Origin of the sequence: Streptomyces sp. NBC_01317, assembly GCF_035961655.1 — a bacterium.
Classification (GTDB): domain Bacteria; phylum Actinomycetota; class Actinomycetes; order Streptomycetales; family Streptomycetaceae; genus Streptomyces.
Window position 1 is genome coordinate 4,525,579 of the sequence record NZ_CP108393.1, and the last position, 16,922, is coordinate 4,542,500.

Consider the following 16,922-nt stretch of genomic DNA (forward strand, 5'->3'; position numbering starts at 1 on the left):
GCCCGTCCGGGTGAGTCGGCCGGGCCCCGGAGCGCTCCTGTCGACCGGGTCCGCCGGGCCCCCGAGCGCTTCCGTCGACCGAGCCCGCCGCGGAAACCGGAACCCCCGCCTCACCTCTCCGCCAGCACCTCCAGCACCCTCGCCGCCACCTCGCGCCCGATCGGCAGCGCCGCCGTCGCCGCCGGGGACGGCGCGTTCAGCACGTGGACCGTACGAGCCCCCCGGCGGATCAGGAAGTCGTCGGCCAGGGTGCCGTCCCGCAGCACCGCCTGCGCCCGCACCCCGGCCGCCGCGGGCCGCAGGTCCGCGTCCGTCACCGCGGGGAGCAGCCGCCGTACCGCCGTGGCGAACGCCCGCTTCGACAGCGAGCGGTGCAGCTCGCCCGCCCCGTACCGCCAGTGCTTCCGGGCCGTACGCCAGGAGCCGGGCCAGCCGAGCGTGCCCGCCAGCTCCCCGGGGCGTACGTCCGACCACCGGTAGCCCTCCCGGGCGAGCGCGGGCACCGCGTTCGGCCCCACGTGCACCCCGCCGTCGACGGACCGCGTCAGATGCACGCCGAGGAACGGGAACGCCGGGTCCGGCACCGGATAGACCAGCCCCCGGACCAGGCCGGGCCGCGCCAGCTCGAAGTACTCACCCCGGAACGGCACGATCCGCATCCCCGGGTCGTCGCCCGTGAGCCGCGCCACGCGGTCGCACTGGAGCCCCGCGCAGTTCACCAGCGCCCGCGCCCGCACCACTGCCCCCGCGTTCCCCGCGCCCGTCCCGTCCCCCGTGCCCGTACGGACCGCGACCCCCCACGCGCGGCGGTCGACGACCGTCACCTCCGCGCCGTACCGCACCTCCGCGCCCGCCGCCCGCACCGACTCCGCGAGCTGCTCCGCGACCGCAGTGAAGTCGCACACCCCCGTCGTCCCGACGTGGATCGCGGCCAGGCCCCGGACCTGCGGTTCGTACTCCATGATCTGCGCCGGGCCCAGCTCCCGCACCGGAATCCCGTTCTCCCGGCCCCGCTGGACCAGCGCGTGCAGCCGCGGCAGCTCGTCGCGCCGCGTCGCCACGATCAGCTTGCCGGTGACCTCGTGCGCGATGCCGTACTCCGCGCAGAACTTGACCATCTCGGCCGAGCCGCGCACCGCGTACCGCGCTTTGAGCGACCCCGGGCGGTAGTAGATCCCGCTGTGGATCACCCCGCTGTTGTGGCCCGTCTGGTGCCGCGCGGGCCCCGCTTCCTTCTCCAGCACGACCACGCGGGTGCCCGGAGCGGCGCGCGTGATCGCGTACGCCGTCGACAGGCCGACGATCCCGCCGCCGATCACCAGCACGTCGCAGTCGAAGCCCGCGCGTCCGTCCATCGTGTGCCACCTCCCACCCCGATAGTGCACTGGCCCGCTGACAACGCCGCCAAACCACGTGCGGGCAGCCGGGCGCACCGGAGGCGTTCCGGGGGCGTACGGCCGTGCCCGCCTGCGGACCGGCCCGGACGGGTCCGGGACGGCAGCGGGCGGACACAGCGGGCGTGCGCCGGCGCCACGGCGTGCACCGGCGCCACGGCGCGTACCGGCACCAAGGCCCGTACCGGCACCAAGGCGTGCACCGGCGTCAAGGCGCGCGCCGGCCCTGAGGCGTGCACCGGCGCTACGCCGGGGAGACCAGCAGCGGCCGTGCGCGCTCCCGCAGCTCCACCACACGCGGCTCGTCGCCGTACGGCTCCAGGCGGTGCAGCAGATCGCGTACGTACTCCGTCGTCCTCGCCGACGAGATACGGCCCGCCACCTCCACCGCCCGGGTGCCCGCCGCGCACGCCGCGTCGAGATTCCCCGACTCCAGCTCCGCCACCGCGCTCACCACGAGACGTAAACCGTGCGACCGTACGAACTCCTCCGTCGGCCGGGACAGCGCCTGTTCCGTGAACCGCCGCACCTGGCGCGGCGCCTTGAGATCGCGGTAGCACTCGGCGGCGTCGGCCGCGAACCGGTCGTACGAGTAGAAGCCCAGCCACGCCGGATCCGCGTCGCCGTCGCGCGAGCGCTCCAGCCACCCCTCCGCCGCCTTGAGCGCCGCCCCGGCCGCCACCGCGTCGCCCGCCTTCGCGTGCGCCCGCGCCTCCACCAGCCGGAAGAAGCTCATCGTGCGCGCCGTCGCGAGCCCCCGGTTGCGCTCCAGCGCCGCCTGCGCCAGGTCCACGCCCTCGTCGGCGAAGCCCCGGTAGGTCGCCTGGAGCGACATCGACGCCAGTACGTACCCCCCGAGCGGCACGTCTGCCGCCGCGCGCGCCAGCCGCAGCGCCTGGATGTAGTAGCGCTGCGCCGCCTCCTGCTGTCCGGTGTCGAAGGCCATCCAGCCGGCCAGCCTGGTCAGTTCGGCCGTCGCCCCGAAGAGGCCGCGGCCCACCTCGTCGCTGTACGCCCCGAGGAGCAGCGGCGCCGCGTCCACCCGCAGGCACTCGGGCACCATGGAGGAACGCCAGTCCCCGCCGCCGTACTTGGAGTCCCAGCGCCGGGCGTCGGACGCCGCCTCCCGGAGTTTGGCCACGTCGCTGTGGCCCACCCGCAGAGGTGAGATCTCTCCCGCGGAGTCGCCGCCGGGCCCGCCCTGACCGGCCGACACGCCGTGCGCGCCAGGACTGCCGTGCGCTCCTTGCGCGGCCCGCGCGACCGTCGGATCCCGTGCCACGGACGAGTCCGCGGGTGTTATCAGCCACCGCGACGCGGGGGTCGCGTAAGCGCTCACTGCGAAGGATCCGGCCAGCGACTGCCAGATGCCCCCGCTGCCCGCCCTGCGGCCCGCCAGGTCCAGCCGGTACAACTCCGTGGCGGAGCGCACCGCCTCGCCCACATCGCGCGGGAAGGCGAGACCGACCTCGGGGGCCGGATCCGCGTCGGCCAGGCCGATCTCGTGGAGTGGGACAGGCCGTCCCAGTTTCGCGCCGATGGCGGCGGCGATGAGATGGGGCGCGGCACCCTGCGGCACCATCCCCTTCGACACCCACCGCGCCACGGAGGTCTTGTCGTAGCGAAGGGTCAGCCCGCGCTGCGCCCCCAGGTCGTTGACCCGCCGGGCGAGGCCGGCGTTGCTGATTCCCGCGAGGGCGAGAACGGTTCCGAGCTTTTCGTTCGGCCCGCGTAGCTCCCTGGACATGCGCCACCCCTCGACACACAGACGGCCGCCACGTCGCGGCATAGGCGCGCGGCATTCGTAAACCCAGCGTAGTTCGCCACATCCCGACCGTTAAGGGGCGGACTTCCCTATGGCGGGATTGTTGTCCGTGCGGGAGGCCGCGCGTAAGACCCCGTCATGATGTTCGTGCTCCGGGTGTGTGGCCGTGCGCCCGGCCGTGCGCTCTTGGCCCCGGAGGAGCGGGAGCGCTTCCATGAGTCCTGCGTGGGTCGGCCCACTGCGTACTGGAACCAGTGGGCTGGGGGACACCGCCGCCCCAATCCCCGCGGGCGGTGGATCAGTCCGGGAGGCGTTTTCCGCCTCCCGGACTGAACGTATGACGGCGTTTCGGAGCCGTGTCGAGCCCGGAGATTGGCTGAATGCTGCCTGTCTGCCGAGGGCTGTTTCCTGGCCATCCGGCCCATGCCAATGGCGCATTCGCGTGTTCGCGCCTGTCGCGCGTCCGCCGCCCGGGGGCTACCGGCGGCCCCTCCTGTGTGCTGTTGTCGTGGCAGCATGTCCCCGAACGGCTCGGATCGGGCTAAGGTCCACGCTTCGGACCGAGCTGCCGGGACGGCCCTCGATGTGACTTGTCCACAGGCTGTGGAGGCGGCGATGCGCTGGTTGGTGGGGTGGAGCAGTATCGCCGCGCGTTTCGGAACGGCGGGCACGGCAGGGAGCGTCGGCGGGTCCGTGGCCGGCGCGGTCGGCGGGCACGCGGGCGGCAACGGTACGGCGGGAGCCGTCGGGTTCGCCGACGGCGATGTCTCGGGGGGCGGTACGGGGGGCGGTACGGTCCACCCGGTCGGCTCCCAACTCCTGTGGGGAGACCCCGATCCGCTCTGGGCCGTCGGCGACTGGCGCCCCGACGAGGTACGGGTCGTCACCATCGACGCCGTCAACCGCCTCGCGATCCTAGGCTGTTGCGGCGCCACCGACGAACAACTCCGCGTCGGGCTCTTCGCGGCGCGCGGCGGGGCGCTGCGGCATCTCACGGCCTGGCCCGGGAGTTACACCGCCGTCGCGCAGATCGGCCGCCGCATCACCGTCGTCGGCGACCTGGCCGGCGCCCGGCCCGTCTTCTACACGCCCTGGGCGGCCGGCACCGCGTACGCCACCGCCGCCCTACCCCTCGCCGACCTCATCGAGGCACAGCTCGACATCGGCTACCTGGCGGCCCTCCTCGCCTGCCCGGAGAGCCCGGAGGCGCTGCGCGACGCCACGCCGTACGACGGGGTCAAACGCATCCCGCCCGGGCACGCCCTGATCCTGCGCGAGGGGTCCCGCGAGATCACCGGGTACGAACAGGTCGCCTCCCTCGCCGTCGCCGCGCCGCAACTCGACCCCGACCGGGCCGTCGAGGGCGTCCGCGACGCCCTCGTGGAAGCCGTACGGGCCCGGCTGACGGCCCCGCGCCACGCCCCCGAGACCCTGCCGCCGGACCCCGGGCCCGTCCCCGGCATGGGGCCCGCCGAACGGCGCGCCGCCCGCGGGGCGCCGGTGCCCGGCATCGGCGCCGACCTGTCGGGCGGCAGCGCCTCCGGGACCCTCGCGCTGCTCGCCGCCGGGCTGCCAGGCGCGCCCGGCACAATCCTCGGGCACGGCACCGGCGCGGGTGAGCGGCTGCTCGCCGTCACCTTCAACGACCTGGCCACCGGCGGGCGCGACGAGGCGGAGCTGGAGCGGGCGCGGTCCATCGCCGCGAACCCCCGGCTGCACCACGTCGTCGTCGCGGCGGGCGAGGAGGCCCTGCCGTACGCGGAGTTGGAGGGCCCGCTCACCGACGAGCCGGGCCCCTCCCTCGTCCTCGCCGAACGCAACCGGCGCAGACTCGCGGCGGGCAGCGCGGACCACTTCACCGGGGCGGGCGCCCGCGAGGTCCTGGACGCGCACCCCGCCCGCCTCGCCGACCTGCTGCTCGACCGGCGCAGACGCCACCTCCTGTCGCCCGTCGCGGCCGTCGCCAAGGCCGAAGGCGTTTCGCCCGCCTCGCTGTTCGTCCCGCTCACCGTCTACCGGGCCGCCCGCCGCCTGGCCCGTACGCCGTACCGCACCGGCCTCGAAGCCGCCGCGGCCCGCCTGCCCGAGGCCAACCGCTCGCCGCTCGCGCCCGCGGGGGACGGTCCGCTGGGCGCGTCGCTCGCCGCGCTCACCTGGTCCCGGCCCGGTCCTGCCGCCCGCTGGCTCACGGGCGAGGCGCTGGCCGAAGTATCGGTTCGCCTGTCGACGGCGGCGACCCGCCCCACGTCCGTGCCGCGCCCCGGCGAGGCCCGTGCGCGGGCGGCGCTCGCCCGGTACGCCGCGGACCACCGTGTGCTGGAACAGGCCGCGGAGATCCGCAGCCAGCGCCTCCACGCCCCCTTCCTCGACAACCAGGTAGTCCGGGCCTGCCGCCTCCTGCCGGAGGCACTGCGCGTCCAGCCGGGCGCCCGCGCGGACGTCCTGCGCACGGTCCTCGCGGGCGCCGGCATCCATGACCTGCCACCCGGCTGGGGCGCGACGTCCCGGGCCGGCACGGCGGCGGCCACCCGGGCGGGCCTGCGCCTGGCCATCAGCGACCTGCTGGCCCTCTTCGACGCGCCGCTCCTGGCGGACGCGGGCCTGATCGAGGCCCGCGTGGTCCGCAAGGCGCTGCGGGCGGCGGCGGAGGGCGAGCCGGTGCCGCTGGACGGCCTCGCGGACCTGGTCTCGACGGAGCTGTGGCTGCGGCGGTTGCTTTCGCGCCGGGGCACGTGCTGGACGGGCACGGCTGCGCCTCGGCGGCGGGCGGTGGGGGTGGTGGCGCGGCCGACGTTGCGCGCGTGACGGTGTTCGTTGCGCTTACTGCTTGTCCTCGCGCCGGAGGGGCGTCTGCGCCCCGGTGGTGGGCGCGGGTTACTGATGTCCTCAATCGCCGGACGGGCTGGGTGTGTCGTGGTGGCGGGGGGTGGGGCCTGCGGAGGTGCGTATGTCCGGACTGCATGTTTTACGGCGCCTCAGGGACTTGTTTGGCTCACCGGTAGTCATGCGCCACAAAACACGCTTTACGTCCGGACACACGCACCTCCTCCGACCCCACCCCCCTCACGCCGAGGGTGAGCCGAACGACCCCGCCGGCCCGGGGAGCCTCGCCTCCGCCCGGTGGACAGTGCCGCTTACCAACGTCCTCAAACGCCGGACGGGCTGGAGTGTGGCCTCTGCCCGGTACGCAAGCGCGGCTTACCAATGTCCTCAAACGCCGGACGGGCAGGATGGTGCCCCCGTGCCCCCCAAGGCCGGACGGGCCGGGGGTTGTCTTGAACGCGGGCGTGGAAGGGGGACGGGCAGGGGTCGTGTCCGGAACGTAGAGCGTGTTTTGTGTCGCAAGGCCCCGGTGAACTGAACGACCCGCCGAACGCGACGTAAAACATGCAGTGCAGGACACGACCCCTGCCCGGCCCCCGGCAACAACCCGCACCCAAACCACCGGCCCGCAGCGGGCACAACCAAGCCCGTCCGGCGATTGAGGACAATCAGTAAGCCGCACCCGCCCGCACCGGGCAGACGCACAAACAAGCCCGTCCCGGCGACTGAGGACAAAAGCACGGCCGCCAGGCCGATCACCGACACGCGATACGAGACCGCGCCCAATCCGCCAGCGCCACCCCGTCGAACGCGCTCTCAGGATCCACCACCAGCCGAATCGACCGCTGCCCAGCGATCCCCACAAACACCCGAACCGCCCCCCCACCCCCCCTCAGCACCGGCGACCGCCACAACCGCCCCCCGTCCCCGTACACGGAGAAGCGCACGGAACCGAGCCCGAGGGTCATGTCGTCCACCCCCACCATCGCCTCGTACGAGGCACAGCTCCGGTTGAGGTCGATCGTCACCGAGGACCCCGCCTGCATCGTCACGCCGGACGCGTACTTCGTGCCGCCGATCGAGACGCTCGACCGCTGCCAGAGCCACCCGCTCCCGCCGAGCCGCACCTCGGGCGCGGTGCCGTCCCCGAGGACGCCGTACTTCAGCTGGTTCACCTGGTACACGGCAGGCGGGGGCGCAGGAACAGGAACGGGCTTCGCAGGCTTGGGCGTGGGCTTCACGCTCGGCTTCGCCGAAGGCCGCCGTGCCGCAGGCGTAGGCGCAGGCGCAGGCGCAGAAGACGGCGTCCGGGCCGGTGCGGCACGCCGCTTGGGCGCGGACGTACGGGACGCAGTGGACAGAGGCGAAGGCCTCGACACCCGCGGCGCGGGCGCACCGGGCTTCGCCGGGGACGAAGACGGCACCGGGACTCCAGGAAGCACCGGCTGCGCCGCCGGCGGCTTCGCGTCCGGCCGGGCCGCGTCCTCCGGGCTGCCCACCAGCGCCCACACCAGACCGGCCGTCGCGACGACGACCAGCCCCGCGATACCGACCTTGACCGGCGCCCCGAGCCCCTCGGCAGCCGCGGCCCCGGACGCGGAACCGGCAGCCGTACCACCGGAAGCCCCACCCGCCGCGCCCCCGGCCGCAGCGGCGGCCCCCGCGGCGCCCGCCGCTCCCGCGGCCCCGCCGCCCGCGATGATCCCCGCCGCCTTGAGCGAGTAGCCCGCCGCGAACCAGCCGATGACCGCGATCGGGACGAGCGCCGGGATGCCGGAGTTGACGTACGCCAACTCCCCCGCCGCGACGCGGCACTTCGCGCACGACTCCAAGTGCTTGCGCAGCCCCCGCTCCGCCCGCATCCGCAGCCCGCCGCGCGCGTACGCGCCGAGCCGGTCGGCATAGCGGGCGCAGTCGCCGCCCGAGGTGAGCGCGGTGCTCACATGGGCCTGGAGGTACGCCTGTTTGAGCCCCTCGCGCGCCCGTCCGGCCAGTACGGCCGTCGCGTTGGCGCTCAGCCCGAAGAGCGGCGCGACCTCGCTGGGCGACTCGTCCTCGACGGTGGTGTGCCAGAGCACCGCCTGCCAGCGTTCGGGAAGGCTGCGGAACGCCTGCATGGCGAGGGACTGCTCGGCGTCGTGCATGGCCCGTACGTCCGCGCCCAGGTCGAGCGTGTCCACGTCCGAGACCTCCGCGACGCGCGCGGCCTGCGCCGCGAACAGCGCGAAGTCGTCGACCAGTTGCTCGCGCTTCGCGGACTTCGTCCAGGACGCGGCGACGCGCCGTACGGTCGTCAGCAGGTAGGCACGGACCGCCTGCTCGGGCCCGGCCCCGCCGCGCACCGCCTGGAGCGTACGGGCGAACACCTCGGCGGTCAGGTCGTCGGCGGTGTGCGCGTCGCGGCAGCAGGTACGGGCGTAGCGCCGCACCGCGTCCGAGTGGCGGCGGAACAGCTCCTCGTACGCGCTGTCGTCGCCGTCCCGCATCCGCTGAACCAGGTCGGCGTCCGACCTGAGCAGGCTGGCAGCAGGCAGCTCCAACGTAGGTACGTCAACCTCCTCGCCGAACCGGGGGTCGTCCTCGGCCCCCCGCTCCCGCTGCGACGGCACACTGCCGTCCCCATCGGACAGGGGCGGAAGCCCCCCACCCCCCAGCCCACCGCGACCGGACCCGGCAGCCGGCCCAGGCAGGAAGCCGCCACCCCCACCAACCCCCCCGGCCCCCCCCTGCTCAGGCACCCCCGCGTCCCGGGGCCCACCCCTCTCAGGCACACCCGCGTCGCTGGGCCCACCCCGCTCCGATACGGCCGCCTCGCTCGGCCCCCCTTGCTCCGGCACACCCGGCACGCCCGCAGTATCCGCAGCACCAGGGCCGCCAGGTCCGTAAGGGTCACCAGAACTGTTGGGGCCAGCGGAACTGCTTTGGCCAGCAGAACCGTTGGGGCCAGCGGGCCCATGAGAACCCCCAGGCCACCCGGGACCACCAAAGCGTCCCGGCCCGCTGGGACGCCCGACGCCACCGGGCCCCCGGTGCTGACCGGGGTTTTCCGGACCGCCCGGGGCGCCTGGGCCACCAGGCCCGCCTAGGCCTCCCGGCCCCCCGCGACCGTCAGGTCGACCAGGCGCTCCCGGAACACCGGGACCACCCAGGCGGCCCCCCGGAACACCGGCCGCACTCGCGCCTCCCGGCGCCGACGGCCTTCTGGGGCCGCTCTGGTTCGGTACCTGCCAGGACGTCGGGCCGTCAGACTCCGTACCCCCTTCGGCGCCGCCGCCAGGCGGCTCCGTACCGCCACCAAGTGGCTCGTCCCGTCCATCACCGCTCATCGCGGAAGCCCCCGCACGCACTGTCCGACCCACACACCCGGTCAGCGTGCCACAGCGCGTCGCGCCCAAGCCCTCTCAAGCTCCGCAACCACCCGTCCGGGGTCGTTTCCCGGGCCCGAGCCCCACACTTCACCCGTTCGGGGAAGCCTCAACAGCCCCTGAAAGTACGCCAGTTCGAGCAAGGTCGCGCGCCGAAGGCCACCCGGCGCGGACCGCCGAAGGCACCCGGTCCGGACCGGTGAGGCCGCCCGGTATGGGACGGAAAGGGACCTCGGTGCGAGGACCCGTAGGGCCCCTGGCGCCGGACGCCGAACGCCCCCCGCCGGACGCACACCCCGCCGACCGCCAAGGCACCTCGCGCCGAGCGCAAAACGCACCGACCCGCTCACGAGTCCGGGCGCCCGCCCCCGCCACTCCTCACGCCGGCCGCGACCGCAACCCCTCCAGCAAGATGTCCAGCAGCCGTGCCGAAGCCGCCGCCTGGTGCGCCGCGTCCGGCAGGGACGGTGCCGCCGTGGCGATCACCAGGAGGACATCCGCCACCGTCACGTCGACGCGCAGCTCACCCGCCTCACGGGCCCGCTCCACCAGCTGGCCCACGACCTCCAGCAGCTCCACGGCCCCCGGATCGTCCAGGTCGTCCACCGACAGGCGCGGTTCCACCACCCGCAGATCGGGCTGGCCCGCCTGCCGTTGCTGGGGCACCCGGCCCTCGGGCGCCTGACCGCGCGCCTCCGCCGGGTCGTCGCCGTCCACGCCCACCCGTAACACCTGGGGAGGCAGCAGCCGTCCCGCGCCGGACGCCACCGACGTACGGAGGAAGCGGGAGAGGGCCGACCAGGGCTCCTCCTCCTGCCCCAGCGCCGTACGCGCCTGGTCCGTCAGCCGGGAGGTCTCCTCCTCGGCTATCCGCCGCACCAGCACGTCCTTGCTCGGGAACCGCCGGTAGACCGTACCGACACCCACCCGGGCCCGGCGCGCCACGTCCTCCATCGGCGCCCCGTACCCCAACTCGCCGAACACCTCGCGAGCCGCTCGCAGTACATGCTCCAGATTGCGCTGTGCGTCCACGCGGAGCGGAGCCGATCGCCCGCCCGCACCCAACCGGCCTTCCCCGTCCGAGACGACGGCAGCCTGCCAATGCGAATCCTGAATGTGCATAAGCGTTCCCCCGGTAATGATGTCTCCCCCCGGAGACTCCCCGCTTGACAGTCGACGATGTGAGCCTGTCCCGTCACAGGCCGTACACCCCGACGAGGTACGAACATAGTTGAGCCCGGGTCAATTCAGAAGGGGGTAGTTCCGCACGGAGCATGCCCCGATCGGAGCAAGGACCGGAAGATGGGTGATTCAACCATCCCCCTCACCCCTCTCCACCCGCTCTGACCTGGCTTCCTCCGGCATTACCGGCGCATTTGCGCACCCCGCTCCGCCGACCGCCTCCGGTCACACAATTTGTCGGGGCTGTGGACAAAGCCTTGAGGGCGTTGCGTCATGGGGGAGTGATGGCTGAGATCTCCCGGGGGACGACCCCCGCACCCCCGCCCGCCGCGCCCCCCGCCGCGGCTCCCGCGCGCATTCTTGTCGTCGGTGGCGGCTACGTCGGCATGTACACCGCGCTGCGCCTCCAGCGGAAGCTCAGAAGCGGCGAGGCCGAGGTCACCGTCGTCACCCCCGAGCCTTATATGACGTATCAGCCATTCCTCCCGGAAGCGGCGGCCGGGAACATCTCCCCCCGCCACGTCGTCGTCCCGCTCCGGCGGGTGCTGTCCGGATGCAGGATCCTCCTCGGTGAGGCCGTCTCCATCGACCACGCCAAGCGCACCGCCACCCTCAGGACCCTCGGCGCCGAGGAGGAGGGCGACGGCACCGTCGACGTCCCCTACGACGAACTCGTCCTCGCCCCCGGCTCCGTCTCGCGCACCCTCCCCGTCCCCGGCCTCGCCGAACACGGCATCGGCTTCAAGACCGTCGAGGAGGCCATCGGCCTGCGCAACCACGTCATCGAGCAGATGGACATCGCCTCCTCCACCCGCGACCCCGCCCTCCGCGACGCCGCCCTCACCTTCGTCTTCGTCGGCGGCGGCTACGCGGGCGTCGAGGCCCTCGCCGAACTGGAGGACATGGCCCGCTACGCCACGCGGTACTACCACAACCTCAAGGCCGAGGACCTGAAATGGATCCTCGTCGAGGCGACCGGCCGGATCCTCCCCGAGGTCGGTGAGGAAATGGGCCGCTACGCCGTCCGAGAGCTGCGCGCCCGCAACATCGACGTACGGCTCGACACCCGCCTCGACTCCTGCGAGGACCGCGTCGCCGTCCTCAGCGACGGCACCCGCTTCCCCACCCGCACCCTCGTCTGGACGGCCGGCGTCAAGCCCCACCCGGTCCTCGCCGCCACCGACCTCCCCCTGAACAAACGCGGCCGCCTCACCTGCACCGCCCAGCTCGGCGTCGAGGGCGCCGAGCACGCCTGGGCCGCCGGCGACGCCGCCGCCGTACCCGACCTGACCGCCGCCGAACCGGGCACGGAGTGCGCGCCCAACGCCCAGCACGCCGTCCGCCAGGCCAAGGTCCTCGCCGGGAACCTCCTCGCCTCCCTGCGCGGCGAACCCCTCCAGGACTACCGTCACAAGTACGCGGGCTCCGTCGCGTCCCTCGGCCTCCACAAGGGCGTGGCGCACGTCTACGGACGCAAGCTCAAGGGCTATCCGGCCTGGGTGATGCACCGCGTGTACCACCTCAGCCGCGTCCCCACCTTCAACCGCAAGGCCCGGGTGCTCGCGGAATGGACCCTCTCGGGATTCTTCAAGCGGGAGATCGTCTCCCTCGGCTCACTGGAACACCCGCGCGCCGAATTCGAACTCGCCGCGGGAGGACGCAGGACCGACCCCGCGGGAGGCTGGAAGACCAACGTGGCGGAGGGCTACAACACCGAGGACACGCCCAAGGACACGCCGGACGACCCGTCCAAGGAGCGTTGACGCCGGCGCCGGAGGAGCGGTCGCGTCACCGGCGACCTCACCGGCCCTGTCACCGGTGACACCACCGGTGATCCCGACGACCGGCGCTCCGCCGGTGCCCGCCGCCCGTCCGGTCGGCGACACTGGAGCCGTGACCCGCGTGTGACCATAGGTGGGCTCACCTCTGCACAGAGTGATCCGGTGCACCGACTGATCCGGCACGCTCGGCTCCGCTCGGCCAAGACGAACAGCAACACGACCCCATGAGGCCTGAACAGACGTGAATTTCACGCGTTGGAGCGCCCGGCTCCCCGGTACGCAGCGCCGCGCCGCCGCGCGGACCGACCGCGGCTCCGTGCCCGCGGCCCGTGGTGAGTACGAGCGGCAGCCCGACCCCGCGCCGGACGGCGTCCCCTCCTTGGAGGACCTCTCCGTACGGGAGATTCTGGGCGAACTACCCGCCCTGGTGGCCCTGGTGTACGGCCCCGAGCACCGCCTCGCCTACGTCAACGACGCGTACGCGGCCGCCTTCGGCCCCCGTACCGTCGGCGCGCTCGCGGCGGACAGCTGCCCCGAACTGGCCGAGCTGGGCCTCCTGCCGCTGCTCGACCAGGTGCTGCGCAGCGGCAAGCCCCGTACGGTCAAGTCCCGCAAGGTCCACGTCCGCGGCCGGTCCGACCGGCACCAGGACGGCCCCGACCGCCAGGACCGCCACGACAGGCCCGACAGGCCCGACAGGCCCGAGACCGGCGAAGGCTCCTACACGGTCACCTGCACCCCCGTCGGCTGCGCCGACTCCGGCGGAGTCCTCATCTTCGCCGCCGACGTCACCGACCACGCCGAGGCCGCCGAACGGCTGCGCACCAGCGAGCGCAGACACCGGCAGACCGCCGTCACCCTCCAGCGCTCCCTCCTCCCGCAGGAGTTGGAGCAGCCCGACGACCTGCGCGTCGCCGCCACGTACCAGCCGGGCGGCAAGGACGCGGCGGTCGGCGGCGACTGGTACGACGTCATCACCCTCGGCGCCGGCCGTACGGCCCTGGTCATCGGCGACGTCATGGGCCGGGGCGTGCGCGCCGCCGCCGTCATGGGCCAACTCCGCACCGCCGTACGCGCCTACGCCCGCCTCGACCTGCCCCCGCACGAAGTGCTGCAACTCCTCGACGGACTCGCCGCGGAGATCGACGCCAGCCAGATCGCCACCTGCGTCTACGCCGTCCACGACCCCGACGAGGGCCGCCTCGTCTACGCCTCCGCCGGCCACCTGCCGATCCTGGTACGCGACGAGGACGGCTCGGTCGAACGGGCGGCGGACCCCACAGGCCCCCCGCTCGGCACCGGCGGCTGGCAGCACACCTCCGGCAGCATCGCGCTGCCGCCCGGCTCCACGGCCGTGCTCTACACGGACGGCCTCGTCGAGCGCCGGGGCGAGGACATCGACGAAGGCATCGAGTCCCTGGAACGCGCCCTCGCGGGCGCCAAGGGCTCACCCCAGGTCGTCTGCGACCGGCTGATCCGCTCCCTCGGCGTGACGGCGGACCACGACGACGACGTGGCCGTGCTCGTCCTCCAGTACCCGGCGCGTACGGGCCCGGACGCCGAGCTGTTCCACAACGCGGCGCTCGACCTGCTCGGCGGCATCGAGGCCGCCCCGCGCGCCCGCGCCTTCGCCTCAGGAGTGCTCTCCTCCTGGCGGTTCCCGGTCGAACTGCGCGACCTGGGCGTGCTCGCCACCAGTGAACTGGTGGCCAACTCCCTCCAGCACGGCACCCCGCCCATGCGCCTCAGACTCCGCCGCACCGACCGCCGGCTGATCATCGAGGTGACGGACGGCGACGACCACCTGCCGCGCCGCCGCCGCGCCGAACCGGCCGACGAGGCGGGCCGCGGCATCTCCATCGTCGCGACGATCGCCTCGTCCTGGGGATCCCGCCGTACCCCGGGCGGCGGCAAGGCCGTCTGGTGCGAATTCGCCCTACCGCGCTGACACGAGCCCGTCCCGCGTGGTCAGCCCACCCGCTCCGGTACGGGTTCGGTCGTCACGGGCTCCGCCTTCTCCGCGCCCTCCGGCAGCCGCCGCGCGACCACCCGTGAGACCGACACGAGCGAAGGCCGGTCCTGCGCGGGCGTGAGCCGCCGGCCGAGCCGCAGCGCCAGCACCGTGATCCCCAGCGAGAACAGCACGAACGTCACGATGTACGGCCCGTGCAGCGACGCCCCCAACGGACCGCCCACCGCCGGACCGACCGCCAGCGCCAGCTGCTTGACCAGCGCGAAGGCCGAGTTGTACTGCCCGACCATCGACGTCGGCGCCAGATCGGCCACCAGTGGCGCGACGGTCGGCGCGAGCATCGCCTCACCGAGCCCGAAGAGCGCGTACGTGGAGATGAACGCGGCCGTCGCCATCGTCGTACTGCCGTGCCCGAGCCCCGCGTACCCCGCGACGATCCAGGCCACGGTCCAGATCAGCCCGACAGCAGCGATCACACGCGTACGGCTCCGCCGCTCCACCAGCCGCAACACCACGAACTGCGCGATCACGATCACCGCCGTGTTGGCGGCCAGCGCGACCCCGAGCGTCGACGGGTCGATCCCCGCCGCCTCGGTGCCGTACGCGGCGAGCCCCGACTCGAACTGCCCGTAACAGGCGAAGAACACCACGAAGCCCAGCCCGAGCAGCTGCACCATCGCGCGGTGACGGAGCAGCGCCCGCAGCCCGCCCCCTGCGGAGCCCCTGTCCTCCTTGGACAGCGCGCTCACGGCGAAGGCGGCAGGACGGGGCAGCCTCACCGAGGCGGCCATGCCCGCCAGGACGAGGAACATCACGGCCTCGACGGCGAAGAGCAGGGTGAAGCTGCCCGGCCGGTCCTGGTCGACGATCTGACCGCCGACCAGCCCGCCGACCCCGAGCCCCAGGTTCGCCAGGAAGAACTGGGTCGCGAAGGCCCGCGTGCGGGTCGCCGCCGTCGAGCACCACACGATCATCGTGGCCAGCGCGGGCTGCATGACGGCCGTACCGGCACCGAGCAGCGCCGCCGACATCACCGCAGTCGGCACACTCCCCGAGAACCCCATGGCGAGAGCCCCCGCCGAGGCCAGCACCGCCCCGCTCACCAGTACGGGCAGCGGACCGCGCCGGTCGATGATCCGGCCGGTGAAGGGGAGGACGACCAGAGCGGCCATGGCGAAGACGGCCAGCACCACACCGGCGGTACTGGCGCCCAGGTCCCGCACCTGAGCCACGTACACATAGAGGTACGGGACCGTGAACCCCAGCCCGAACGCGCTCAGCGCGTTGCCCGCCTGGATCCTGCGCATGGCCGCGCCCAACTCCCTGGTCACACTCACCCACCTAAGAACTGACGTCCGAAGACTTAGAAGCTAAAGTTAATACCTTAACAATACACATCGAAGGACTTAGAAGCCAACGCGCATGCGTGCGATACTTCCCCGATGTCCGACACCCCGGCCAAGCCCGCCCCACAGGGCCTCCAGGAGCCGAGCCTCGACGAGCAGATCGCCGCCTACCAGCGCGAATTCCGCGACCTCGACCCCCAGGTCGAGAAGATCGTCTCGGCGCTGGGCCGCCTGAACCGCCGCATGAACGTCGCGTACGGCCGACAGGTCGCCGACCTCGGCATCAGCAACGCCGAGTGGGAGGTGCTCAAGACCCTCGTGGTCTCCGGAGCCCCCTACCGCCTGGGCCCCGGCGAACTCGCCAAGCGCCTCGGCCTCACCCCGGCCGCCATGACCCACCGCATCGACCGCATGGCGGGCGACGGCCTGGTCACCCGCGACCGCGACGAGAACAACCGCGTACGGGTGATCGTGGAGCTGACCGACGTGGGCCGTACGAAGTGGCTCGCGGCCATGCGCATGGCGTCGGACTTCGAGGAGGAGCTGCTCCAGGACCTCTCGGGCGACGAGCGCGGGGTGCTGGGCGAGATGCTGATCCGCCTGCTGCGCAGGGTGGAACACGCCCAGCCGGACGCGGGCGGACGGCTCACGGATCTCGACTGAACGGGGGGCTTGACAGCCCCTTGCCGGATCCGTAAGGTTCTTCGAGTTGTCACGGGGCCGGTACGGCCCGGCGGCAGCCACTCCCGCCGCGGATGCGGCACCCAAACTCAGCACGATCTCCCAGCCGGGATGTTTTTTCGCATGCCGAAATACATTTCGAACTCCCGATCTCTCGATTATGAGTCGCCTGGGGAATCCGCTAGTGTTCGGGACGTCGGAACGGCCGAAGGGCCGGGAGGACAAGCCCCCTCTGACTGGGAATCAGGCCCGAAAGGTTCTGGTAGAGTCGGAATCGCCGGAAAGGGAAACGCGAAAGCGGAAACCTGGAAGGCAGCCCCGCCGGCCGGGGAAATCGGATACGAAAGCATCTGATAGAGTCGGAAACACGAAATACCGAAGGGAAGCGCCCGGAGGGCCCCGGAGACGGGACCGAAGGAAGCGTCCGTTCCTTGAGAACTCAACAGCGTGCCAAAAGTCAACGCCAGATATGTTGATACCCCGGCCTACTCAACCCTTGTGGTTGGTGGGTTGGTGGTTCCTTTGAATGAAACACAGCGAGGACGCTGTGGATCACGGGTCTTATTCCGACCGGTGGTCCCGGCTCTTACGAGGTGTCTACCGGATTACCGGT

Annotated in this window: 9 protein-coding genes; 4 read left to right on the forward strand and 5 right to left on the reverse strand. The window is 73.0% G+C overall.

Annotated features, from left to right (window positions below):
- Window positions 1–110: 110 nt before the first annotated feature.
- Both lhgO and OG349_RS19545 read right to left on the reverse strand, forming a co-directional pair.
- Window positions 111–1,355, reverse strand: coding sequence for an L-2-hydroxyglutarate oxidase (lhgO, locus tag OG349_RS19540; RefSeq protein ID WP_327235831.1), 1,245 nt, complete (start codon window positions 1,353–1,355; stop codon window positions 111–113).
- 283 nt (window positions 1,356–1,638) lie between these two features.
- Entirely contained in the window at window positions 1,639–3,141 is a 1,503-nt protein-coding gene (locus tag OG349_RS19545; protein WP_327235832.1) for a sporulation protein, read from the reverse strand.
- Between the two features lie 633 nt (window positions 3,142–3,774).
- Between OG349_RS19545 and OG349_RS19550 the strand changes: the two genes are divergently transcribed.
- A complete protein-coding gene (locus OG349_RS19550) occupies window positions 3,775–5,964 on the forward strand; it encodes an asparagine synthase-related protein (protein ID WP_327235833.1) in 2,190 nt (729 codons plus the stop codon).
- Window positions 5,965–6,737: 773 nt separating this feature from the next.
- Here the strand turns inward: OG349_RS19550 and OG349_RS19555 are convergent.
- Together OG349_RS19555 and OG349_RS19560 are read right to left on the reverse strand one after the other, a co-directional pair.
- Window positions 6,738–8,828: a sigma-70 family RNA polymerase sigma factor gene (locus tag OG349_RS19555; RefSeq protein WP_442806274.1), complete on the reverse strand. Its 2,091-nt coding sequence runs from the start codon at window positions 8,826–8,828 to the stop codon at window positions 6,738–6,740.
- Between the two features lie 897 nt (window positions 8,829–9,725).
- Entirely contained in the window at window positions 9,726–10,469 is a 744-nt protein-coding gene (locus OG349_RS19560; RefSeq protein WP_327235835.1) for a TetR/AcrR family transcriptional regulator, read from the reverse strand.
- A 344-nt stretch (window positions 10,470–10,813) separates the two neighbouring features.
- Between OG349_RS19560 and OG349_RS19565 the strand changes: the two genes are divergently transcribed.
- Window positions 10,814–12,292 carry an NAD(P)/FAD-dependent oxidoreductase gene (locus OG349_RS19565; protein WP_327235836.1) on the forward strand — a complete coding sequence of 493 codons (1,479 nt, stop codon included), beginning with the start codon at window positions 10,814–10,816 and terminating at the stop codon, window positions 12,290–12,292.
- 259 nt (window positions 12,293–12,551) lie between these two features.
- Window positions 12,552–14,258: an ATP-binding SpoIIE family protein phosphatase gene (locus OG349_RS19570; RefSeq protein ID WP_327235837.1), complete on the forward strand. Its 1,707-nt coding sequence runs from the start codon at window positions 12,552–12,554 to the stop codon at window positions 14,256–14,258.
- A 20-nt stretch (window positions 14,259–14,278) separates the two neighbouring features.
- On the opposite strand, the gene OG349_RS19575 is transcribed toward OG349_RS19570, so the two are convergent.
- Complete coding sequence (locus tag OG349_RS19575) at window positions 14,279–15,601, reverse strand: MFS transporter (RefSeq protein WP_327238627.1); 1,323 nt, start codon at window positions 15,599–15,601, stop codon at window positions 14,279–14,281.
- A 123-nt stretch (window positions 15,602–15,724) separates the two neighbouring features.
- Here OG349_RS19575 and OG349_RS19580 point away from each other — a divergent pair, with 123 nt between their 5' ends.
- The gene (locus tag OG349_RS19580; protein WP_161312212.1) at window positions 15,725–16,291 is read left to right on the forward strand and encodes a MarR family winged helix-turn-helix transcriptional regulator; all 567 of its coding nucleotides are present in this window, start codon (window positions 15,725–15,727) and stop codon (window positions 16,289–16,291) included.
- Window positions 16,292–16,922: the final 631 nt, after the last annotated feature.

What these genes read in the sequence shown, in the direction of transcription:
- OG349_RS19565 (WP_327235836.1), top strand. Translation starts at nt 10,814, where the DNA reads ATGGCTGAGATCTCCCGGGGGACGACCCCCGCACCCCCGCCCGCCGCG.
- OG349_RS19545 (WP_327235832.1), bottom strand. Translation starts at nt 3,141, where the DNA reads ATGTCCAGGGAGCTACGCGGGCCGAACGAAAAGCTCGGAACCGTTCTC.
- OG349_RS19560 (WP_327235835.1), bottom strand. Translation starts at nt 10,469, where the DNA reads ATGCACATTCAGGATTCGCATTGGCAGGCTGCCGTCGTCTCGGACGGG.
- OG349_RS19550 (WP_327235833.1), top strand. Translation starts at nt 3,775, where the DNA reads ATGCGCTGGTTGGTGGGGTGGAGCAGTATCGCCGCGCGTTTCGGAACG.
- lhgO (WP_327235831.1), bottom strand. Translation starts at nt 1,355, where the DNA reads ATGGACGGACGCGCGGGCTTCGACTGCGACGTGCTGGTGATCGGCGGC.
- OG349_RS19580 (WP_161312212.1), top strand. Translation starts at nt 15,725, where the DNA reads ATGTCCGACACCCCGGCCAAGCCCGCCCCACAGGGCCTCCAGGAGCCG.